The organism is Rhizobium sp. NPDC090275, assembly GCF_044772225.1.
Classification (GTDB): domain Bacteria; phylum Pseudomonadota; class Alphaproteobacteria; order Rhizobiales; family Rhizobiaceae; genus Rhizobium.
Genome location: NZ_JBIVYL010000012.1, coordinates 183,896 through 203,317, shown reverse-complemented (window position 1 = coordinate 203,317; position 19,422 = coordinate 183,896). Strand labels below are relative to the sequence as shown.

The following is a 19,422-nucleotide window of genomic DNA, read 5'->3' as shown; positions in this document are numbered from 1 at the left end:
AGATTTTTGGGCCTAAGGGGTTTACATCCCCGCCGGTCGATGTGATCCTGACAACAATCCTCAGGGATAGGAGCATTGGCAATCGTATCGGTTGCAATTTTCAAGCTCCGGCGGCGCCAATTTCGCGCCCGCTTCCGTATCCGCGCCAAAGGCCGGACGCGATAAAAACCAGAACGAGATGTCGGGTTTGCAAGGCGAAATCCTGCGCGCTTTCGTGCGTTTCCGCTTCAAGCCCGCATCGACCAGAAGACCCTGACCGTTACGAAGGGACAAATGGCCATGAAAGCGACAAGCAGTTTATTGCTTCTGCCCGCCGCGCTCATTTCATTCGCACCGCGCGTCCACGCGGAAAACCTCGTCATCTGGACACCCGTGAAAGTGTCCGAACGCTCCTACAAGGCAACAATGGGCTTTCGCCTGCCCGCCGAATGGGAAACCAGCGCCGGCGCCGATATCGGCCTTGCGGCATCGAAGGGCGGCGTGCTGCTCGGCGGTTCCGAACAGGCCTCGCTCTGGGGCAAGATCACCAAGGTCAGCGTCACGCCCGCCGCCCGCGCAGAGCGCTCGGCGAGCGTGCGCGTCGATACCTTGAGGGGCAGCGGCGCGCTTATGCTCAGCCGTTCCCGCAGCTGGATCTTCTCCGACTCGCTGGACATGGTCTCGACCCGCTTCGTGCAGGTCCGTTACGACGCCATCGACACCCGCCAGACATCCGTCGACACCTCGCAAGCGCTAAAGCTGATCCAGCCCTGGACCGGCACCTCGCTCTCTGCGGCCGCCACCGTGTCGGGCTTCAATGGCGATGTGACGAGTTCGCTGGCGCTGAACCAGCTGATCCTCCCCGACCTTAATTTGAGCGCAACAATCAGCAATCCTGGATCCTCCACCCGCTCGGGAAGCATCAACCTGAACTACCGGGTCAGCTGGTGACCGCGCACGCGGCGAAGGCGACACAAGGTTTCTTAATCGGATGGGAGAAAGGAAGGCATGACATGGCAAGTTACGAGATATCACCGTCCGCGCGAAAGACTGATATAAGCGAAGAGGCAGCGCTGACAGCGGATGTATCGACCGCGCTGGCGGTCGCCAGCGGCTTCGACGCATCGCACATCGCGGTGTCAGTCGAGCAAGACGAGATCGTCCTGACTGGACTGGTCGCGACCAAGGCGGACCTCGCCAGCGCCATCATCGTCGCCGAGACGACGGCGAGCGATCACACTGTTCGCAATCGCATTGTCGTCGCGCAGTCAGTGCTCGACAACCTCGGCGAAGCCGTCTGAGCATCAACCGGCGAAGCGTTCCATCAGGAAGCCCGAGGCGACACGGTCCGTCTTCTGCGTCGTGACGGGGCCGCTCGGCTGGTAGCTGACGGCGATGAGAAGGCCGCCGATCAAGAGATAGGCAACCGCGAGCATTGAGAGTTTCATGGTCATGAGCTTGGTCTCCTTTGACCAGAACAACGCGACGATCGGCCGTAGGTTCCCTTCCCGAAATGGGCCATCCACACGGCACCCACGAAACGAAAAAGCCGCCCCTGACGGGACGGCTTTTCCATTGAAATCAAATGATAAAATCAGCCGGCTGGCGTAAGCGTGACCGAGGTGCCGGTTGCAGCAACGTTGAGGCCGAGCTGACCGGTGACGCTGATGGTCTGCAGCTGGATCGATCCGGCGGTGCCGCCGAACAGCACGTTGGCGCCGACGCCACCGGCAAGCGTGGCTTCAGCGGTGATGCCCTGGTAGAGGCCGCCGAGCGAACCGCGGTGATAGCCGGCGGTCGGAGCAAAGACGGCCCAGACGAGACGGCCGCGCGTAGTGAAGCCGAGGTCGACGCCCATCTTGCGGATGGTGCCGCTGTAGCGATCGACGGAGCCGCGCGTACCGTTGAAGACGCAATCGACGGACTTCGCCGAACCCAAGACGTAGCCGACACCGCCGCCGACGTCGCAGGTCAGAACGCCGATCTTGACGCCATCGCGCTGATCCGGCTCCTCATAAGTCGTCACGAGATCCGCTGCCGCCACCGAAGTGGCGAAGACTTGAGCCAGCGAGGCTGCTGCGACGATCGATGCGATTGTCTTGTTCATTGTGGTCTCCTTAGTATCCTGACGAAAAACGTAGTGCCTTGTTATAACTTACCAACCCCGGCTGTATGAACAAAATTAACAAATGCTCAAAAGCAAATGTATGGGGTTTGATTCGCTACATGCATCCCGATTTCTGGCTGATTTCGGGCGTCAATCAGGCGGCGCCTGAATAAATCCCTGTTATCGCCTGTTGTTCCACCGTCATCACGCGTTCTTGTCTTCCGAAGTGAAGGCGAGCTGACAGTTTCGCGCACAAAAAGGGACCCCGGACTGAACCCGGGATCCATGATCGCAATGCGATGATTACTTGAAGTCGGGGCATGCCTCGCTCTCGGAAGCGCCGCTATTGCCGCCCTGGGCGGCGGTCGTCCCCGGCATCGGCTGCGCCGGGCAGCGCGTGCGGTCGACGGTCCCTGTCGTGTTGGTGTTCGGCCCCGTGCTCATCGTGCCGGGGGTGGTGCTGTAGGTGGCGTTCGGATCGACCACCGTTGGCGATGTTCCAGTCGTATTCGGAGCATCCGCGTTTGCGCCACCGCCGCTATCGACCGTGCTGCTGCCGATCGTCGAACCTGCCGGGCTCGGGTTTGACTGAGCCATTGCCCCGCCTGTTGCCAGACCAAGTGCCAGGATCGATGCCGCGATCAGTTTCGCTTTCATGATGCTTCTCCTTCGCTGTTGCTTACCGGTGGTCAACGAAGGAGAATCGTCATCGTTCCATAAAAAGCGTCCCGGGCTCCGTGACGCTCAAGCTGCCATGTCGTCGTCGAGAGGCCGGTTGTCCTGCGTGTTAAGGGGTACCGCTCTTTTGCGGCGACCGGTAAGAGCCGCCAGACGATAGGCCGCCAGCCGCGATGCCCGATGCACGACACGTGCAATCTCCAGACCCGCGCGATAAACATAGACGGGGTAGCGTTGCCCGAGCGGAAGCCGGAAGCGCCGCCCCTGCTGGATGTCGGACGGAAAACCCGCTTCCTGCGAGATCGGCACCGGCGAAACGAACATGCCGTGCAACCCATCGAAGAATTCGAGATCGAAGGCGATATCGTAGGGCAGCTTCATCGGCACGAGATCTCTACAAATCCACTCCGCCGCTTTCCGGTTGATAAGGTAGGCGCCGGACCCTTTTTCGCGCGTCAGCGAAATCGCCAGCGAACGTGTCTGCGATAACGGAGCTACGGGAAACTTGCGGCCGTCGTTGACGCTCGAAAGACGCAGCACGTCCCAATGCTCGTGCTCGGCGAGCGCCTCGCCGATCACCACGGCGAGATTGTCGGGCAGCACCAGATCGTCCTCCAGGATCAATGCGTAGTCGTGCGTCGATTGGAGGAGCCGCTCGGCGCAGGCCACGTGGCTCAAATAGCAGCCGACCTCTCCCGGATTGGTCATGCGACCGTGGCGGCGGCGGAAACCGGCTTCATCATAGCTGGCGATCGGAAAATCGAGTGCACGGCCATCCACCGCCGCGATGCGCTCGAATGGCAGGCCAAGCCTGTGCAGCTGTTCCACCATCGACTGGAGCCGCGCTTCCGCCCGGTCGAGATTGATCAGCAATGTGAGAAAGGACCGTTCATGCCTCACATCGGCGCGAACGAACGCCGTAGCGCTAGAGAGCACTTCACCCATCGATTATCCCCAAGGCCTTATCGAGCCTACCCAATGTCACTTACGGCTTGGGACAACGTCGACTTATACGCCTCGGATGCACGGCCAGTGTGCGCCGTGCTTGCCGGAATTTCCCGTCACATTCAAGTGTAGTCTCGAACCTGAAAACGAGAAATACATGAATAATACTGAAAATTATCCACTTTCACCAAGGATGCGACAATAAACGACAGTTTTGTGACAGTACAGATGAAATTTCCGGATGCGAGGTCCGGAAACTTCAATTTCAAGCTTAGCGGCTGCAGCCGCTTAAGTCTGCCAGTCGTCCGTCGTCGTATGCGCGGCAGTGGCCACCGGGCTGTCGGCCAGCGAATAGGCGTGGATGTAGTCGATCTTCATTTCAGATCCGTTGGGCAGGCCATTCGTCGGCGAACCGGCAATGCCGCCGACGGCGAGATTGACGATCATGTACATAGGGTCGTGCATATCGTCAGGCGTGTCGGCATGGGCGATCGCCACGTCGTCGAAGTACCAGACGATCTGGTCCTGGTCCCACAGCACCCCATAGGTATGGAAGCCCTCGGTGCTCGCGACGCTGACAGCCGTCTGGTCCATCGTGTGGCTGCCGCTCGCCGCCGAATGCGCCGTCACGTGAACGGTGTTGGGATCCTGCCCGCGCATTTCCACCACGTCGAGCTCCGGCGGCCAGGAGCCATCCTCCGGCAGCAGCCAGAAGGCCGGCCAGACACCTTGATCCGTCGGCATGTCGGCGCGGATCTCGAAGTACCCGTAGGTCTGGGCGAAGGTCGAGTGCGTGTTGAGCATCCCCGACGTATAGTCGAAACCTTCAAGCTGGCCTGCAAGCGCAGCCGGCGTTTGCGCCGCCGTGATCGTCAGCACCCCGTCGTGAACGGAGAACGGATTGACCGAGGCCGTGCCGGCATAGGACGGGTTGATGTACCACTGTTCCTCGGCATTGTCGGGCAGCGTGCTCCCCTTTTCGGCCGCCCACCAGAACTTGGCATCCCAGGTTCCCTGGCCGCCACTGTGGAGCGACAGGCTGTCGAACTCGTCTGCAAAGGTCATCGTCAACGCCGAGCGATCGAGCGTCAGCTGAAACTGGTCGGCGTGCAGCGCAGAGGCCGTCGTGTTGGCCAGCACGAGGCTTTCGCCACCGCCAAGATCGATCCTGAGATTGGCGCCCTCCTGTGTCGAGTGGCTGATCACCTGATCGAAACTCGTCAGCGAATAGCCGTTGAAGCGGATCGTGTCGTCGCTGCTGAAGTCGACGATGAGGTCGCTGCCATTGCCGCGCGTGAAGAGGAAGGTATCGGCCCCGCCGCCACCGATCAGCACATCGTTGCCCGCGCCGCCATCGATCGTCTGGCTGCCCGCGGCACCGGAGATGATGTTGTCGGCGCTGTTGCCGAAGGCATAGCGCCCGTTGCCCGTCACCGTCAGGTTTTCGAAGTTTTCGGGCAGCGTATAGCTCATCCAGGTGTTGATCGTATCGATCCCGCCACCCGGCTCTTCGACCGCGCGGTTGATGGCGGAGTAGAGATAATAGATATCGTCACCCGTACCGCCATGCATGGTCACGTTGACCGAGCTGTCACCCCATATGCTGTCATTGCCGGCGGTGCCGTTGAGCACCGGTCCGGATCCTGTCGCCGACAGCCACGCGGTTGAAGCGCCGCTATAGAACAGGCTTGTGCCGACTGCGTTCTGAATCGACTGTGGCATGGTTCATCTCCTAGGGTTTTCGTGATTGAAACATTGCCAAGGGCATCCACACGATGCCCTGATGGCCGAACGCTCCTCCCTTGCCCGACGCGCCTCCTCCCAGGCGCCGCAGGCACAGGCCCCTTATTCCTCCCTGAAAGCCCTTATTCCTCCCTAAAAGCACGGGCCGCCTGATCGGTGAACGGCTTGGCGAGATAGGCCAGCGCCGTTCGTTCCCCCGTTTCGATGAAAGCTTCCACCGGCATGCCGGCCACCGGCGTCAGCTTTCCAAGCCTGCGCCATTCGCCGTCCTCGATATGAATGCGCACGCCGTAATAGCTTTGGCCGGTTTTCTGATCGGTGGTGAGGTCGGCCGCGATACGCTCCACCCGGCCGTTGAGTTCCATGGTGGTGCGCTGGTTGAAGGCCGACAGCCGCAACACCACCGCCTGCCCCACCGCGACCTGATCGATATCCTGAGGTGAAAGCCTGAGATCCGGCGTCAGCGCGTCGCCATCGGGCACGATCTCCATGATCGCCGCTCCCGCCTGCACAACGGCACCGGATGCATGCACCGAAAGCTGATGAACGATGCCCGCCTGCGGCGCGCGGATATCGATATGCTTGAGATCGTCCTCGACCGCGACCAGCCGCTCGGCATACTCGCCGGTATCGCTTTGCGCCTGCCGCAGCTGGTCCGAGACTTCGCTGCGCCTGTCGTCGCCAAGCTGGATGATCTGCAGTTCGGTCTCGGCGATCTTGCCCTTCACCTCCGCGGCAGATGCCACGAGATTACCGAGCTCGCCGGTCAGATCGGCCGCATCGCGCTGCAGCGCGTAGACCCGCGTTGCCGGAATGATGCCCTGCTTCAGCAGCGGCTCAAGGCTCGCCAGCTCCTTGCCGATGATCTCGATCGCCTGCCGCTTGCCGTCCTGCTGCGCCACCAGCCCACCCGCCTGCTGGCCGAGCTGGCGGATGCGCTCGCGCAGCTGCGCTACCTGTCCGCTAAGCGAAGCCCGCCGGTCCTCGAATAGCCGCTGCTCACCCTGCATCAGCGTCTCCCGCTCCTCCGGGGGCGCTTGTTTCACAAGATCGGGAAACGCAAACGCCTCCCGCCCATCCCGCTCGGCCGAAAGCCGTGCCGTTCGCGCAGCCAACTGCCGCAAGCGCCGCGACACGATCGAAACCGTCGCCTGCGCCTGCGTATCGTCGAGCCGCAACAGCACCTGCCCCGCCTCCACCTTGTCGCCATTGCGAACGAGGATTTCGCCGACCGTCCCGCCCTTCAGATGCTGGATCGGCTTCACATAGCTGTCGACGACGAGCGTGCCCGAGGCGATCACCGCGCCGTTGAGATGGATGGTCGCCGCGAGACTGCCGAGCACGCCGACGAGAACGAGAGCCGCCGCCAGCGCCACAAGCGCCAGCCGCCGGATGGCCCGTTCGGCGATCGGTGCGCCCGCACCATTTGCACCAGGCTTCATCGCGCCGCCCTCCCTTCGCTTACCCGTCCGAAGCGCATCGGCGAGAACGCCGCCGACGCCGCCGCCACCGGCCTCCCGAGCACCTCTTCCTTCGGCCCGAAACCGCGCACCTGGCCCTCGGCCAGCACCAGCACCTTGTCGATACCGGCAAGCGCGCTCGGCCGGTGCGCGATGACGATCGCGATCCCGCCGCGCTCACGCACGCCCTCGATGGCGCGGGTCAGCGCCGCATCGCCCTCGGCGTCGAGATTGGCATTCGGTTCGTCGAGCACGATCAAAAAGGGATCGCCGTAAAGCGCGCGCGCCAATGCCAGCCGCTGCCGCTGGCCGGCGGAAAGCACTGCCCCCTCCTCGCCGATCTCGGTATCGAAGCCCTCGGGCATCCGCACGATCATCTCATAGATGCCGGCGGCCCTTGCGGCCGCGATCACGGCATCCGACGACGCCGTCGGGTCGAAGCGGGCGATGTTGTCGGCGATCGTTCCGTCGAAGAGCCCGATCTCCTGCGGCAGGTATCCGATGTGTCGCCCGAGCGCTTCCGGCTCCCATTGCGACAGCGACGCATCGTCGAGCCGCACGGCCCCCATGCGCGCCGCCCATATCCCGACCAGCCCACGCGCCAGAGACGACTTGCCGGACGCGCTCGGCCCGACGATCCCGATCGCCTCGCCGGCCTTGGCTTCGAACGAGATGCCGCGCAGCAGCGGCACGGCCGAACCGGGTGCCGAAAGATGCAGATTCTCCACCTTCAGGCCCTTGACCGGCGCAGGCAGCCGCACGTCCGGATCGCTCACGTCATCCGCCTCGCTCAAGCAAAGAAGCCGCGCCCAGCTCTGGCGCGCCGCGGCAAAGCCCCGCCACTGCCCGATCGCCAGTTCCACAGGTGCCAGCGCCCGGCTGATCAGGATGGAGCTCGCGATCATGATCCCGCCCGTCGCCTCCTGGCGAATGACGAGAACGGCCCCGACAGCCAGAACGCCCGACTGCAGCACCAGCCGCACGACGCGCGACAGCGTGGACAGCGACACGGTGATACCGGTCGCCTTGAACTGCGTGTCGCGGTAGCGCAGGTTGATCGCCGACCAGCGCTCCTCCAGCCGCCGCGCAAAACCCATCGACGCCACCGTCTCGGCATTGCGGCGCGTGGCTTCGGCAAGCGCCGTCCGCTCCAGCCCGATCCGTGCCGCAGCCTGCGTCGGCGCCCGCGTGCGGATTTCGGCGATGACGGTCAAGCCAACGAGAACAAGCGCGCCCGCCAGCGCCACCGCCCCGATCCAGACATGAAACAGGAAGCAGAGCCCAAGATAGAACGGCATCCAGGGAAGGTCGAACAGCGCCGTCGGCCCCGGCCCGGAGAGAAAGCCGCGCACCATGTCGATATCGCGCATCGGCTGCAGCCCGTTCTCCTCGACGCTGCGCCGCGACGGCGCGGTGGCGAAGGAGCGGAAGACAATCGGCCCGAAGCGCTCGTCGACCGACTGCCCCAGCCGCGCCAGCACCAGCGAGCGCAACAGTTCGAGCAGCCCCAGGAAGGCGAAGAGCGTCAGCGTGATGATGCCGAGCCCGACAAGCGTCGGAAGGCTGCGGGCGGGAATGACGCGGTCATAGACCTGCAGCATGAAGAACGAGCCTGTCAGCGCCAAGATATTGATGAAGCAGCTCGTCATTCCGATCCCGATCAGCGTGCCCCGCACGGACGAGACGGCGGAAATCAGGAACGGCGCGGATGTTTTCGCCTTGAATTGGGACAAATGGCCTCGCGATCGCATGAAACTGGGGCAGAGATGTCCCGAACATGGATCACAACAGTGACGAGAGCTTGCTCTTTCTATGGTTGTGCAAAACTAATAAATCTCACCGTTAACGCGAGTTTTGCATCGCAACATGACCCTGTACCGCCATGACGCAACACCGTCCCCCTATGAGACAGCTGCCCAAAATTTGCGTTTGCCCGACATCGCTCGTGTCCACGACACCGAGCGGACCAGCACAGGATTGAACAGGTGGGTCATGGCGAAGAGGAGAATGTCGTCAAAAGCTTATTGATCGACAGGGACAGTCAAGCTATGCAGGGGACGTTGTCCACGTAGCTCAGCAGGATAGAGCACAGGATTCCTAATCCTGGGGTCGGAGGTTCGAATCCTCTCGTGGACACCATTTTCCTCGTGCATTCGACCCTGAAACGTAGGTAACAATCCGCACCTAAGACATAGGTGACAACCTCGTGCCGAACGCGTTGTCGATTGTTTGAAATGTCCTCTGTTCGATATCGATATATCCGAGATCATAGCGCAGGAAGCTGACGAGCCAAATGCCGTCGTCGACTTCCTTGAGGCCGAGTTTCCGGCCGACCATGTGTAACTCATGTCTCCGGGACAAAACCTCGCCCATCTCTAAGGTCGGGCATTCGCTAGGATTGCCGGTGAAAGCGGCAGTCTTGACTGCTCATCTCGCCGGCGGGTTGACCGGCCGTCTTGCGCCACCGGACGTTCGATAGCCGGTTCGAAGCCGCGTTCTGAGCGGCTGTTCCACGTCTGCGCTTGCGGGCTCGACATCCGCGATCCAAAGACCACTACCCAGAAGAAACATTAGAAGGACATAGGCGCCATCCCAGAAGTGCACGGTCAGACCGACCAGCATGCAGCTGATGATGGAGACGAGATAAGCGCATCGATATTCGCGATGACGTCGATCCAAGCCTTGCTTCCAACCGACTGTTGCCAAGCAAAATGCGAACGAGGCTCCGAGCAGGGCGAGCGCCGGCAGGCCGTGCTTCACCGCAAAGTAAAGCCAGACGTTATCGATGCTGCCGGGCATCCAGGATGGCCGCTCCCATTCGCCCAGGCCGACGCCGAACCAAGGGTGGTTGAGCGCGGACAGCCAGCCGTACTGCCAGATGATGTTGCGAAACCAGTAGGAAAGGGGGTCGAATGTCAGACGGCTGATGGTCACGTCGAGCAGCGAGCGATTGGTTATCCAGCAAACAAGCTGCGCTGAGAGCAGGACGGCGATCGTCACGATCCAAACCACACGCAGGCCGACCTTGTCGGCCACCCGCTTCCAGCCGATCAGCAGGCATTGCAGCAGCACCCCGAGTATCGGGCCGGAAGACAAGGCACAGGTCACGGCCATCGCCACAATGGCGGCAAGCAGGCCTTTGCGAAACAGCGTTCGTCCATATCCCACGACTAGATATGCCAGAGAGAACGCGGTGCTGCAAACAAGCCCCAGCAGGATCGGATGGTCGAATGCTCCCTGTGCTCTCCATAGCCCGACGCGCTGTGGCATGACCACGTCGCCATACGTCGGAAGAAAAACGGCAAACAACCGCAGGGTTGCCTTCCAACCTGTCAGCGTCTCGATCGCAATCAGCGGCAGCATCAGCATCACAAGATAAAAGAGCGCTTTGCTGAACAGCCGGAAATCGCTTGCACCGCGAATGCAGCATCGCGCCAACAGATATGGCGTGAGCGTTTCCAGCATCGTGATCCCTGCCGATTGCAATCCGCCCGGGCCGGCGGTCGAAACCAGTGACAGGCCAATCCAGCTGGAGAAGGAGACAACGGCAATATCCGCGGCCTTGATGCCACCCGCCTTTCCCCGAACCCACCAGACAAAGCATGGCAAGAAGGCGAGGCATAGAAGTATCCTGTAGGGTGACATCCGGACAGAGCCAATGTGAATGACCCAAGGGATGCCGAGAAGCATCAAGAATAAGAATATAAGCGCCGCATGCAGCCGACTTTGTGGCGCTGCCGTGCCCGCGATCGAATGTCCACTGCGTCTTGCCGTGCTGCCGAACACGCCTGAGCTCAGGCGGCCCGTCGAAGGGCGCCCTCCTGCAAGGGGATATTGCGTGCTATCAAGCCTTATCTCCTGCATCGCCATCAAAAACTCAAACCCTCCGGTCCACTTCGACATCGCAAGGCGCGCACCAACTCTGCGCACGGGCGCAAGTCTTGTGTAAGAGCGCTGCCTCCAACATTCTTAGCCACGATGAAGCATTTGAAATATCCGTGTCTTGGTAGTAGTTCCGCCATCCATGAGGCTTAACCAAGAAGACGACATCCCCCTGTCCGCGGCGTCCGGGCTACGCGGTAAGCGCTCGCAGGATCTCTTTGCGCACATCGGCCGTCGTAGTGGATTTTGCCGAAATCATAAGCGCGATATCCGCTGACGATGCGCCTGCGACAATCTGGGCTGCCGCCGCCGCATCGAGCGGCGCCTCGTCCGAGTAGTTGACGCTGAGCATGGTGTTCTCGCAATAGCGCGCACCACCCAGAATCTCATCGACATAGACGCCGTACAAGATCCCCTCCGAAAAGTGCAGTTCGCCCGCAATGGCGGACTGCCAACTCATCGCCGTCGTGGCCTCCACTTGCTTCAGCATGGCTCTGACGATGGCCGGACTCCAAGCCATTGGCCAGCATATATAATCGTGAAGCGGCAGGCGATCGACGTTGGGCAATCCAAGCAGGCGCCGCGCAGTGCGATGCCAGATGATGTGCCGTGTCATGTCCTTGTGGATAGCGTTCGCTGCGCGGAAGAACCGTACATTGCCATCGGTAAGAAAGGTATCGACGTCGAAGGGCCGAATGAACACCATGTCAGAATCGACCAGAAGCACGACATCGGCCTCAGATCGGGCGGAAGCCTCCAGCTTGATCAGCTGCTGTACAATCCACCCCCTCGCCGGAATGATCGGCCGACGCAGGTTGATCCACATGTTACCAGGAATACGCAGAAAGCTTCTCGGCAGGTATTCGTCGACCGTGTGAACCTCGCCGACACCGGCGAAAACGGCGCGATCTTTCGGCGGAACAATTACGCAATGTGAAACGTTCAGCGGCCCGAACCTTTTAACGGAAACTGCTAGATCGCGGCATAGCTCCAAATCCGGCTGGTAGCTTGGTGTGATAACGGACAGTGAAGCCACGAACGCCTTCCTCGCTTTCAGCCGTAGACATTGCGGAATCTCGGCCGTTTCATTCGGTCCGTCTGCCGGCTGAAACCGGAAGATCAAACTACCCATTCCTACGCTATCGTGGCCAACATCGGAATAAGAACAAATGTTTGATGACCGAAAGTACTACCGGCAGACTGGCGTGTATGAAACCCGCCAGCCTCGCCGACTAGCGCAGCCCATCATTCGCCGAGCCGTTGCTCGGCCAGACGCACCCAGTAGGAGATGCCGTGGCTGATGACGTCGTCGTTGAAGTCGTAGGCCGGATTGTGCAGGCCGGCGGTATCGCCATTGCCGATGAAGATGAAGGCGCCGGGGCGGGCGTTCAGCATGTAGGAAAAATCCTCGCCGCCCATCATCGGATCGATATCGACATCGACATTGCCGGCGCCCGCGATGTCGGTCGCCACCGCCGTCGCATGCTCCGTCTCGTTCGCATGATTGGATGTGACGGGATAATTGCGCTGAAAATGGATATCCGCCTCGGCGTCATGCGCCTCGGCCACGCCGGCGACGATCTGCCGGAAACGCTTCTCCGCGAGATCGCGCACGGCCTCGTCGAGCGTGCGCACGGTTCCGGCAAACGTCGCCTCGTTGGGAATGACGTTATGCGCGAAGCCGGCATTGAACTTGGTGACAGACACCACGACCGAGCGCAGCGGATCGACATTGCGGGATGCGATCATCTGCAGGTTGGTGATGATCTGCGTGCCGATCGCGATCGGATCGATCGTGCGGTTCGGCTGCGCCGCATGCCCGCCGCGCCCCTTGACCGTGACGGTAAACTCGTCGGTCGCGGCCATGATCGGCCCCTTGCGGATGGCGAAATGGCCGACGGGAAGGCCGGGCATGTTGTGCATGCCGTAGACCTCCTGGATGCCGAAACGCTCCATCATGCCGTCCTTGACCATCAGGTCGCCGCCGGCGCCACCCTCTTCGGCCGGCTGGAAGATAACCGCGACATTGCCGTTGAAATTGCGGGTCTCGGCAAGATACTTCGCGGCCCCGAGCAGCATCGCCGTGTGGCCGTCATGGCCGCAGGCGTGCATCTTGCCCGCAATCTTCGATGCCCATGGCTTGCCCGAAATCTCGGTCAGCGGCAACGCGTCCATGTCGGCGCGCAGGCCGATCGTGCGCGATCCCGCCCCATTGCCCTTGATCAGCCCGACCACGCCGGTGCGGCCGATGCCGGTGACGATCTCGTCGACGCCGAATTCCTTGAGCTTCTCGGCCACGAAGGCGGCCGTCTCTTCCACCGCGTAGAGCAGGCCCGGCCGCTCATGAATGTGCCGGCGCCACTCGGTCACTTCGTCCTGAAGTTCGGCGGCTCTGTTCAAAATCGGCATGCTTGCTTCCCTGCCGAAAATCGAAAACGGCGGCAATAACGGGATTGATACCACGGCTCGCAAATAAGTTAGACAATGACCTTTGCCATGTCATGGCCATATACGTTAAATAGGGGAAACTTTCGAGACATCAGGACATCTTTAAGGACAAACCGTGTCGACGCGCCAGAAACGCCTGCTTGCCGCCTTGCGGCCGATCACCATCGCCGCTTCCGCAGCCGCCATCGCTTTTTCCGCGACGACGCAGGCCTATGCCAATCCGCACATCCTGGTCGATGTGCAGAGCGGCCGCGTGCTCGAGCATGAGGATGCCTTCCGCAAGTGGTATCCGGCCTCGCTCACCAAGCTGATGACCATCTACACCACCTTCGACGCGATCCGCTCCGGCCAGATCAGCGTCGATACGCCGATCGTCATGAGCAAGACCGCCGCCGCCCAGCCGCCGGCGAAGATGTATTTCAAGCCGGGCCAGAAGCTGACGCTCGACAGCGCGCTGAAGATCCTGATCGTCAAGTCCGCCAATGATATCGCGGTCGCCGTCGCCGAAGCAGTCGGCGGCACGCAGGACGCCTTCGTTCTCCGCATGAACGCCGAAGCCGCCAAGCTCGGCATGAGCGACACCCACTTCGTCAATCCGAACGGCCTGCCCGGCAAGGGCCAGTACACGACGGCGCGCGACCTCGCGATCCTGTCGGTCGCGCTGCGCCGCGATTTCCCGCAATATGCCAGCTACTTCTCGCTGGAGGGGATCACCACGGGCAAGCAGAACATCCCCGCCATCAATATGCTGATCGGCCGCTTCGCCGGTGCCGATGGCATGAAGACCGGCTTCATCTGCGCATCGGGCTTCAACCAGATCAGCTCGGCGACGCGCAACGGCCGTACGCTGGTTTCCGTCGTGCTCGGCACCGACAGCCTTGCCGCCCGTGCGGACGCGTCGGCCGACATGCTGCAGCGCGGTTTCACCACGCAGCCGACAGGCAACGATACGCTGGGCTCGCTGAAGCCCTACGGCGAAACGCAGGAAGTCGCCGACCTCACGGCCGAAATCTGCAGCGCCAAGGGCGCCAAGATCCGCAGCGAAACGCGCGACGAGGTGGGCCGCATGAAGATCCATTCGCCCTATATCCAGGAAATGGATCACGAGCCGAACTTTGTCTATGCCGGCCTGATCCCCGGCCAGAACGAGCCGCAGCCCGACAAGCTGGCCACGGCGGCCGGCGTCGGCGACATCGCCAATGTGCCGATCCCGACCCCGCGCCCTACCTCTGGCTTCTAAGGCTTACAGACCTCTAAGGCATAAAAAAATCCAAGGCATACAGGCATGAGCGCAGTTGCGGATCGCATTCCGGTCACCATCCTCACCGGCTTTCTCGGCGCGGGCAAATCGACCCTTCTGAACCGTATCCTCAAGGATCCGGCCATGAAGGACGCCGCCGTCATCATCAACGAATTCGGCGATGTCGGCATCGATCATCTCCTGGTCGAAAGCTCCGGCGACGCGATCATCGAGCTGTCGGATGGCTGCCTGTGCTGCACGGTGCGCGGTGAACTGGTCGATACGCTCGCCAACCTGATGGACGCGATCCAGACCGGCCGCGTCAAGCCGGTGAAGCGCGTCGTCGTCGAGACCACGGGCCTTGCCGATCCGGCGCCGGTCATGCAGGCGATCATGGGCAATCCGATCATTGCCGAGAGCTTCTCGCTCGATGGCGTCGTCACCGTCGTCGACGCCGCCAACGGGCTGCAGACGCTCGACAACCACATGGAAGCCGTCAAGCAGGCCGCCGTCGCCGATCGCCTGATCATCTCGAAGAAGACGCTGGCTTCCCCCGCCATCCTGGAAAAGCTTGAAGCCCGCCTGCGCGCGCTCAACCCGCGCGCAGCCTTGATGGACGCCGACGAGACCGAAACCGGCACCGCCGCCACCCTCGTCAACGGTATTTATGATCCCGCCACCAAGAGCGCCGATGTCGGCCGCTGGCTGCGTGACGAAGACGCCCACGATCACGGGCATCATCATGACCACCATGGGCACGATCACGGCCATCATCATCACGGTCACCACGACCACGATCATGGGCATCACCACCATGATCATGATCATGACCACCACCATCACCACGACCACCAGCACGCGCACGACGTGAACCGTCACGACGCCTCGATCCGTTCCTTCTCGATCGTCGAGGACAAGCCGATCGACCCGATGGCGCTCGACATGTTCGTCGATCTCCTGCGCTCGGCCCATGGCGAAAAACTGCTGCGAATGAAGGCGATCGTTGCGATGTCGGATCGTCCCGACCGGCCGCTGGTGCTGCATGGCGTGCAGAGCATTTTCCACCCGCCGATCCGCCTGCCGGCATGGCCGGATCCTCAGGACCGGCGCACCCGCATGGTGCTGATCACCAAGGATCTGCCGGAAGCCTTCGTCAAGGACCTGTTCGACGCCTTCCTCGGCAAGCCACGCATCGACACCGCCGACCGCACGGCCCTCAACGACAACCCGCTGGCTATCCCCGGAATGCGTTTCTAGCACTCCGGGAATGCGTTTTTAGAGCTATCGCTTGCGGATCAGGAAACGGTGACCGCTCTCGGTCTTCTCGGTCTCGATCAACTCGTGACCATCCTCATGGCAGAAATGCGGAATATCGATCCCCGCCAGGGGATCGGTCGTCTCGACACGGATCGTCGCGCCTGAAGACAGCGACGACATCTTCTTGCGTGTCTTGATGACGGGCAGCGGGCATTTCAGCCCGCGCAGATCATAGGAAATGGCGCTCACGCGCGATCAGTCCCGGCCCCAGAACTTCCAGAACGGCTTCTTGGAGGCGACCTCGACCGATTCTGGCTGCTCGACAGGCGCGAACGCCGTCGCGGTGGTCGGAGCCGATTCCATCGGGTTCGGCGTCGGCACCGGCACGGATGCCGGGTTGACGATCGCGGCATCGGCCGTCTTCACACCAGCGGTCGCATCGGCAGGTGTCGAGCCGGTCACCGTGTTGGCGGCAACCGTGGTCGCGGTCTTGGCGGCAGCCATCCCTTCGAGATCGGCGACCTTCATCATCTTGCCGGCTTCCAGCGAGGTGCCGGTCGGCGCATAGGCGAGTTCGCGGCCCTTGCGCTGCTTGGCAACGACGGCCTTGCGCTCGGCTTCCGACGGGTCGTACCACGCCATGCCGTCGAATTCCTTCGACGCCTTGGTGTAGGCCAGCTCATAGGTCTTGTCGTAGGAGGCGAGCGCTGCCGTCAACGCCGGCGGCGTCGACATCTCGGGGCACTTGCCGCCGGGATTGAACGCGCCCGAAGACTGCTGGTTGAAGACGTATTTCTTCTCGCAGAAATTCACTTCCGGCGGACGCTTGGTGACTTCGAAATTGTCGTAGCCGACCTTCAGCATCTTCCAGAAGTCGAAGTTCTCGTTCATCCGGTGCTTGAACATGTTCTCGGCCGTCATCCGGAACGGGAAGGCCTGCAGCTGCACGCCCGTCTGGCCGCCCTTGAAGGCGTCGCGCGCGAAAGCGTAGATCTCGAGCACCTGCTCGTCCGTCATCGAATAGCAGCCCGACGACGAGCATGCGCCGTGGATCATCAGATCCGTACCGGTGCGGCCATTGACGGCGTCATAGCGGTTCGGAAAGCCGGTATTGATGGCGAGATAATATTTCGAGTTCGGGTTCAGGTTCGCCTTGGTCAGGTTGTAGAAACCTTCCGGCGCCTGCCGGTCACCCTGTTTCACCTTGGGACCGAGACGGCCCGACCAGGCGCAGATCTTGTAGCTGGCGATCTTGTCGTAACGGTTGTCCGTCTTCGCCTTCCAGATCTCGAGCTGGCCTTCTTCCTTGAAGATGCGGATCAGGATCGGCGAATTGCGATCCATGCTCTTCGCGGCCATTTCGTTGAGGATGCGCGGCGGAAGCGGCTGTTCGACCTTGTTCTTGACCTTGGAGAGGTCGATCTGCGTGGTTTCCAACGCGTCGTTGCAGCCGGCCAAGGCCAGCGCCATCAGGGAAACATAGGCAAAATGACGAAAGCGCATTCAATCTAGCCCAATTACGAGATGCGACCCAATCCGTTGAACGGGTTCGAAGTGAAGCGAATCATTGGCCCAATCTGGTTTATAAAACCTTAACGACCATGCCGCGCACCCACGACCCCCGCAAGCACAAAAGCTATTGATAACACTAATGTGGCCAAGGTTTGGCCGCAATCCGCGGCCTCACCCAAGCCTGCTTCGCAGCCCTGTTACAGGTTGCGACCCATGTTCAGGAACTTCTGGCGGCGATCGTTGCGGATCTGCTCGCCGGTGCGGCTGGCCATTTCGCCGAGCGCATTGGCAATCACATCGCCTGTCGACGCGATCACGCTGTCAGGATCGCGATGCGCGCCGCCGAGTGGCTCACCGATGATGCCGTCAATGATGCCGAGCGCCTTCAGATCATCCGAGGTGATCTTCATGTTGGTGGCCGCTTCCTTGGCGCGCGCGGAATCGCGCCACAGGATGGAGGCCGCACCTTCAGGCGAGATCACGCTGTAGATCGCATGCTCGAGCATGTAGACCCGGTTGCCGGTGGCGATCGCGATCGCGCCGCCCGAACCGCCTTCGCCGATGACGACGGAGATGATCGGAACCTTGAGGCCGAGGCACATTTCCGTCGAGCGGGCGATGGCTTCCGCCTGGCCGCGCTCTTCGGCGCCGACGCCGGGATAGGCACCAGCCGTATCGACCAGCGTGATGACGGGCAGACCGAAGCGGTCGGCCATCTCGAGCACACGGATCGCCTTGCGGTAGCCCTCGGGGCGCGCGCTGCCGAAATTGTGCTTCAGGCGGCTCTTCGTGTCGTTGCCCTTTTCCTGGCCGATGACGGCAACAGGCTGGCCGCGGAAGCGCGCGAGACCCGCCTGGATCGCGGCATCCTCGGAAAACTTGCGGTCGCCGGCCAGCGGCGTGAATTCCTGAAACAGCGTCTTGGCGTAATCGACGAAGTGTGGCCGCTGCGGATGACGCGCGACCTGGGTCTTCTGCCAGGCATTGAGCTTCGAATAGATTTCGACCGTCGCTTCGCGAACACGAACTTCGAGCCTGCCGATTTCATCGGATGTGTCGATGCTCTCGTCTTCCGAGGCAATCTTCTTCAATTCGATGATCTTGCCTTCGAGGTCGGAGATCGGCTTTTCGAAGTCGAGATAATTGTGCATGAGGTGCGTTTCCGTTCCTTGTGCCCGGGGCATTTGTCTTTTGGCTGCCCTTGTCGCCGGTCCTAATCCTGCTTTTTCGCCTGTTTGGCAAGGGGGTGATGCGTTTGGACCAGTTGCTGGAGCCTTTCTTCCAGCACATGCGTGTAGATTTGCGTGGTGGAAATGTCCGAATGGCCAAGCAGTTCCTGCACCACGCGCAGATCGGCGCCGTTGGCCAGCAGATGGCTGGCAAAGGCGTGCCGCATCACGTGCGGCGAGATCATCGATGGGGTCAGCCCCGCCCGGATCGCCAGGTTCTTGAGATCGCGGGCAAAGACCTGCCGGGCGAGATACCCCTCTTTCGACGCCGCCGGAAACAGCCACGGGCTTTCCTGTGGATTTTCGGCTTTTGCCACTTCGGCGGCCAGCATCCGACCATAAAGCTTCAGCGCCGCGATCGCCGATTGCGACAGCGGCACCAGCCGCTCCTTGTTGCCCTTGCCGCGAATGATCAGGAAGCGCCCTTCCTGATCGAGCACGCGGGCGGGAAGCGATACCAGCTCGCTGACGCGCATGCCGGTGGCGTAAAGCAGCTCCAGCAACGCCAGCATGCGCAATCGCTGCAGTTGCCCGGGCGCCTCGTCCTGCGCCTCCTCCTCGGCCTTTTCCAAAAGCCGTCCGACTTCGTCGACGCCCATCGTCTTCGGCAGCGCCCGCCCCTTCTTCGGCGCGTCGAGAATGCCGGTCGGATCGTCGGTGCGCAGCCCCTCGGCATAGAGGAACTTGTAGAACTGCCGCATCGCCGCCAGCCGCCTCGCCTGCGACGAGGGCTTGAAGCCCTGCGCGGCAAGAGACGCCAGATAGGCGGAGAGATCGGCGGACGCCGCCTCGGTCAGCCGCACGCTTCTGCCGTTCAGGAAGGAATGCAGGTCGTCGAGATCGCGCTCGTAGGAGGAAAGCGTATTGGCCGCGGCACCCCGCTCGGCGCTCATCATTTCGAGAAAGGACTCGACCTGAACGCGGCTGAGATCCCTCATCGCG

The 19,422-nt window shown here is 61.6% G+C and carries 19 protein-coding genes and 1 tRNA gene; 5 read left to right on the top strand and 15 right to left on the bottom strand.

The genetic code is table 11. The annotated features are described in order from the left end of the window. The first annotated feature begins 279 nt into the window (after nucleotides 1-279). Entirely contained in the window at nucleotides 280-930 is a 651-nt protein-coding gene (locus ACIQUB_RS26395) for a hypothetical protein (RefSeq protein ID WP_026283564.1), read from the top strand. Nucleotides 931-992: 62 nt separating this feature from the next. Next, nucleotides 993-1,280, top strand: coding sequence for a BON domain-containing protein (locus tag ACIQUB_RS26390; protein WP_111564871.1), 288 nt, complete (start codon nucleotides 993-995; stop codon nucleotides 1,278-1,280). Nucleotides 1,281-1,283: 3 nt separating this feature from the next. Here the strand turns inward: ACIQUB_RS26390 and ACIQUB_RS26385 are convergent, their stop codons facing one another. The 7 genes from ACIQUB_RS26385 to ACIQUB_RS26355 form a co-directional block, all read right to left on the bottom strand. Beyond that, on the bottom strand, nucleotides 1,284-1,433 hold the full coding sequence (locus ACIQUB_RS26385; RefSeq protein WP_183795259.1) for a hypothetical protein: 150 nt from the start codon (nucleotides 1,431-1,433) through the stop codon (nucleotides 1,284-1,286). Between the two features lie 140 nt (nucleotides 1,434-1,573). Then, a complete protein-coding gene (locus tag ACIQUB_RS26380) occupies nucleotides 1,574-2,086 on the bottom strand; it encodes a DUF992 domain-containing protein (RefSeq protein ID WP_113239258.1) in 513 nt (170 codons plus the stop codon). 303 nt (nucleotides 2,087-2,389) lie between these two features. Continuing rightward, nucleotides 2,390-2,743, bottom strand: coding sequence for a hypothetical protein (locus ACIQUB_RS26375; protein WP_047508517.1), 354 nt, complete (start codon nucleotides 2,741-2,743; stop codon nucleotides 2,390-2,392). Nucleotides 2,744-2,830: 87 nt separating this feature from the next. Beyond that, nucleotides 2,831-3,709: a glycosyltransferase family 25 protein gene (locus ACIQUB_RS26370; RefSeq protein WP_113239259.1), complete on the bottom strand. Its 879-nt coding sequence runs from the start codon at nucleotides 3,707-3,709 to the stop codon at nucleotides 2,831-2,833. Nucleotides 3,710-3,997: 288 nt separating this feature from the next. Then, a complete protein-coding gene (locus ACIQUB_RS26365) occupies nucleotides 3,998-5,431 on the bottom strand; it encodes a family 16 glycosylhydrolase (RefSeq protein WP_113239260.1) in 1,434 nt (477 codons plus the stop codon). 143 nt (nucleotides 5,432-5,574) lie between these two features. Further along, on the bottom strand, nucleotides 5,575-6,894 hold the full coding sequence (locus ACIQUB_RS26360; RefSeq protein WP_113239261.1) for an HlyD family type I secretion periplasmic adaptor subunit: 1,320 nt from the start codon (nucleotides 6,892-6,894) through the stop codon (nucleotides 5,575-5,577). Then, a complete protein-coding gene (locus ACIQUB_RS26355) occupies nucleotides 6,891-8,663 on the bottom strand; it encodes a type I secretion system permease/ATPase (protein WP_402933672.1) in 1,773 nt (590 codons plus the stop codon). Before ACIQUB_RS26355 ends, ACIQUB_RS26360 begins: the two co-directional genes overlap by 4 nt. A 311-nt stretch (nucleotides 8,664-8,974) precedes the next feature. On the opposite strand from ACIQUB_RS26355, the gene ACIQUB_RS26350 reads away from it, so the two are divergent. After that, nucleotides 8,975-9,051 (top strand) — tRNA-Arg (locus ACIQUB_RS26350). A 45-nt stretch (nucleotides 9,052-9,096) separates the two neighbouring features. On the opposite strand, the gene ACIQUB_RS26345 is transcribed toward ACIQUB_RS26350, so the two are convergent. From ACIQUB_RS26345 to ACIQUB_RS26330, 4 genes are all read right to left on the bottom strand, one after another. Continuing rightward, a complete protein-coding gene (locus tag ACIQUB_RS26345; RefSeq protein WP_402933669.1) occupies nucleotides 9,097-9,249 on the bottom strand; it encodes a hypothetical protein in 153 nt (50 codons plus the stop codon). A gap of 90 nt (nucleotides 9,250-9,339) precedes the next feature. Then, nucleotides 9,340-10,815: an O-antigen ligase family protein gene (locus tag ACIQUB_RS26340; protein ID WP_402933666.1), complete on the bottom strand. Its 1,476-nt coding sequence runs from the start codon at nucleotides 10,813-10,815 to the stop codon at nucleotides 9,340-9,342. Between the two features lie 169 nt (nucleotides 10,816-10,984). Beyond that, a complete protein-coding gene (locus ACIQUB_RS26335) occupies nucleotides 10,985-11,926 on the bottom strand; it encodes a DUF6492 family protein (protein ID WP_402933663.1) in 942 nt (313 codons plus the stop codon). Between the two features lie 113 nt (nucleotides 11,927-12,039). Then, nucleotides 12,040-13,203 carry a M20 aminoacylase family protein gene (locus tag ACIQUB_RS26330; protein WP_113237534.1) on the bottom strand — a complete coding sequence of 388 codons (1,164 nt, stop codon included), beginning with the start codon at nucleotides 13,201-13,203 and terminating at the stop codon, nucleotides 12,040-12,042. Between the two features lie 154 nt (nucleotides 13,204-13,357). Here ACIQUB_RS26330 and ACIQUB_RS26325 point away from each other — a divergent pair, with 154 nt between their 5' ends. Continuing rightward, complete coding sequence (locus ACIQUB_RS26325; protein WP_113237535.1) at nucleotides 13,358-14,482, top strand: D-alanyl-D-alanine carboxypeptidase family protein; 1,125 nt, start codon at nucleotides 13,358-13,360, stop codon at nucleotides 14,480-14,482. A 45-nt stretch (nucleotides 14,483-14,527) separates the two neighbouring features. Next, nucleotides 14,528-15,739, top strand: coding sequence for a GTP-binding protein (locus tag ACIQUB_RS26320; protein WP_113237536.1), 1,212 nt, complete (start codon nucleotides 14,528-14,530; stop codon nucleotides 15,737-15,739). A gap of 24 nt (nucleotides 15,740-15,763) precedes the next feature. Here ACIQUB_RS26320 and ACIQUB_RS26315 read toward each other — a convergent pair whose 3' ends face one another. The 4 genes from ACIQUB_RS26315 to xerD all read right to left on the bottom strand — a co-directional run bounded on the left by ACIQUB_RS26315 (nucleotide 15,764) and on the right by xerD (nucleotide 19,418). Further along, entirely contained in the window at nucleotides 15,764-15,988 is a 225-nt protein-coding gene (locus tag ACIQUB_RS26315; protein WP_113237537.1) for a sulfurtransferase TusA family protein, read from the bottom strand. A 6-nt stretch (nucleotides 15,989-15,994) separates the two neighbouring features. Then, a complete protein-coding gene (locus tag ACIQUB_RS26310; protein WP_113237538.1) occupies nucleotides 15,995-17,242 on the bottom strand; it encodes a murein L,D-transpeptidase family protein in 1,248 nt (415 codons plus the stop codon). 206 nt (nucleotides 17,243-17,448) lie between these two features. Next, complete coding sequence (locus tag ACIQUB_RS26305; RefSeq protein ID WP_018901567.1) at nucleotides 17,449-18,402, bottom strand: acetyl-CoA carboxylase carboxyltransferase subunit alpha; 954 nt, start codon at nucleotides 18,400-18,402, stop codon at nucleotides 17,449-17,451. A gap of 62 nt (nucleotides 18,403-18,464) precedes the next feature. Beyond that, nucleotides 18,465-19,418 (bottom strand): site-specific tyrosine recombinase XerD, encoded by a 954-nt coding sequence (gene xerD, locus ACIQUB_RS26300; protein ID WP_113237539.1) that lies wholly within the window; start codon nucleotides 19,416-19,418, stop codon nucleotides 18,465-18,467. Between the last annotated feature and the right edge of the window lie 4 nt (nucleotides 19,419-19,422).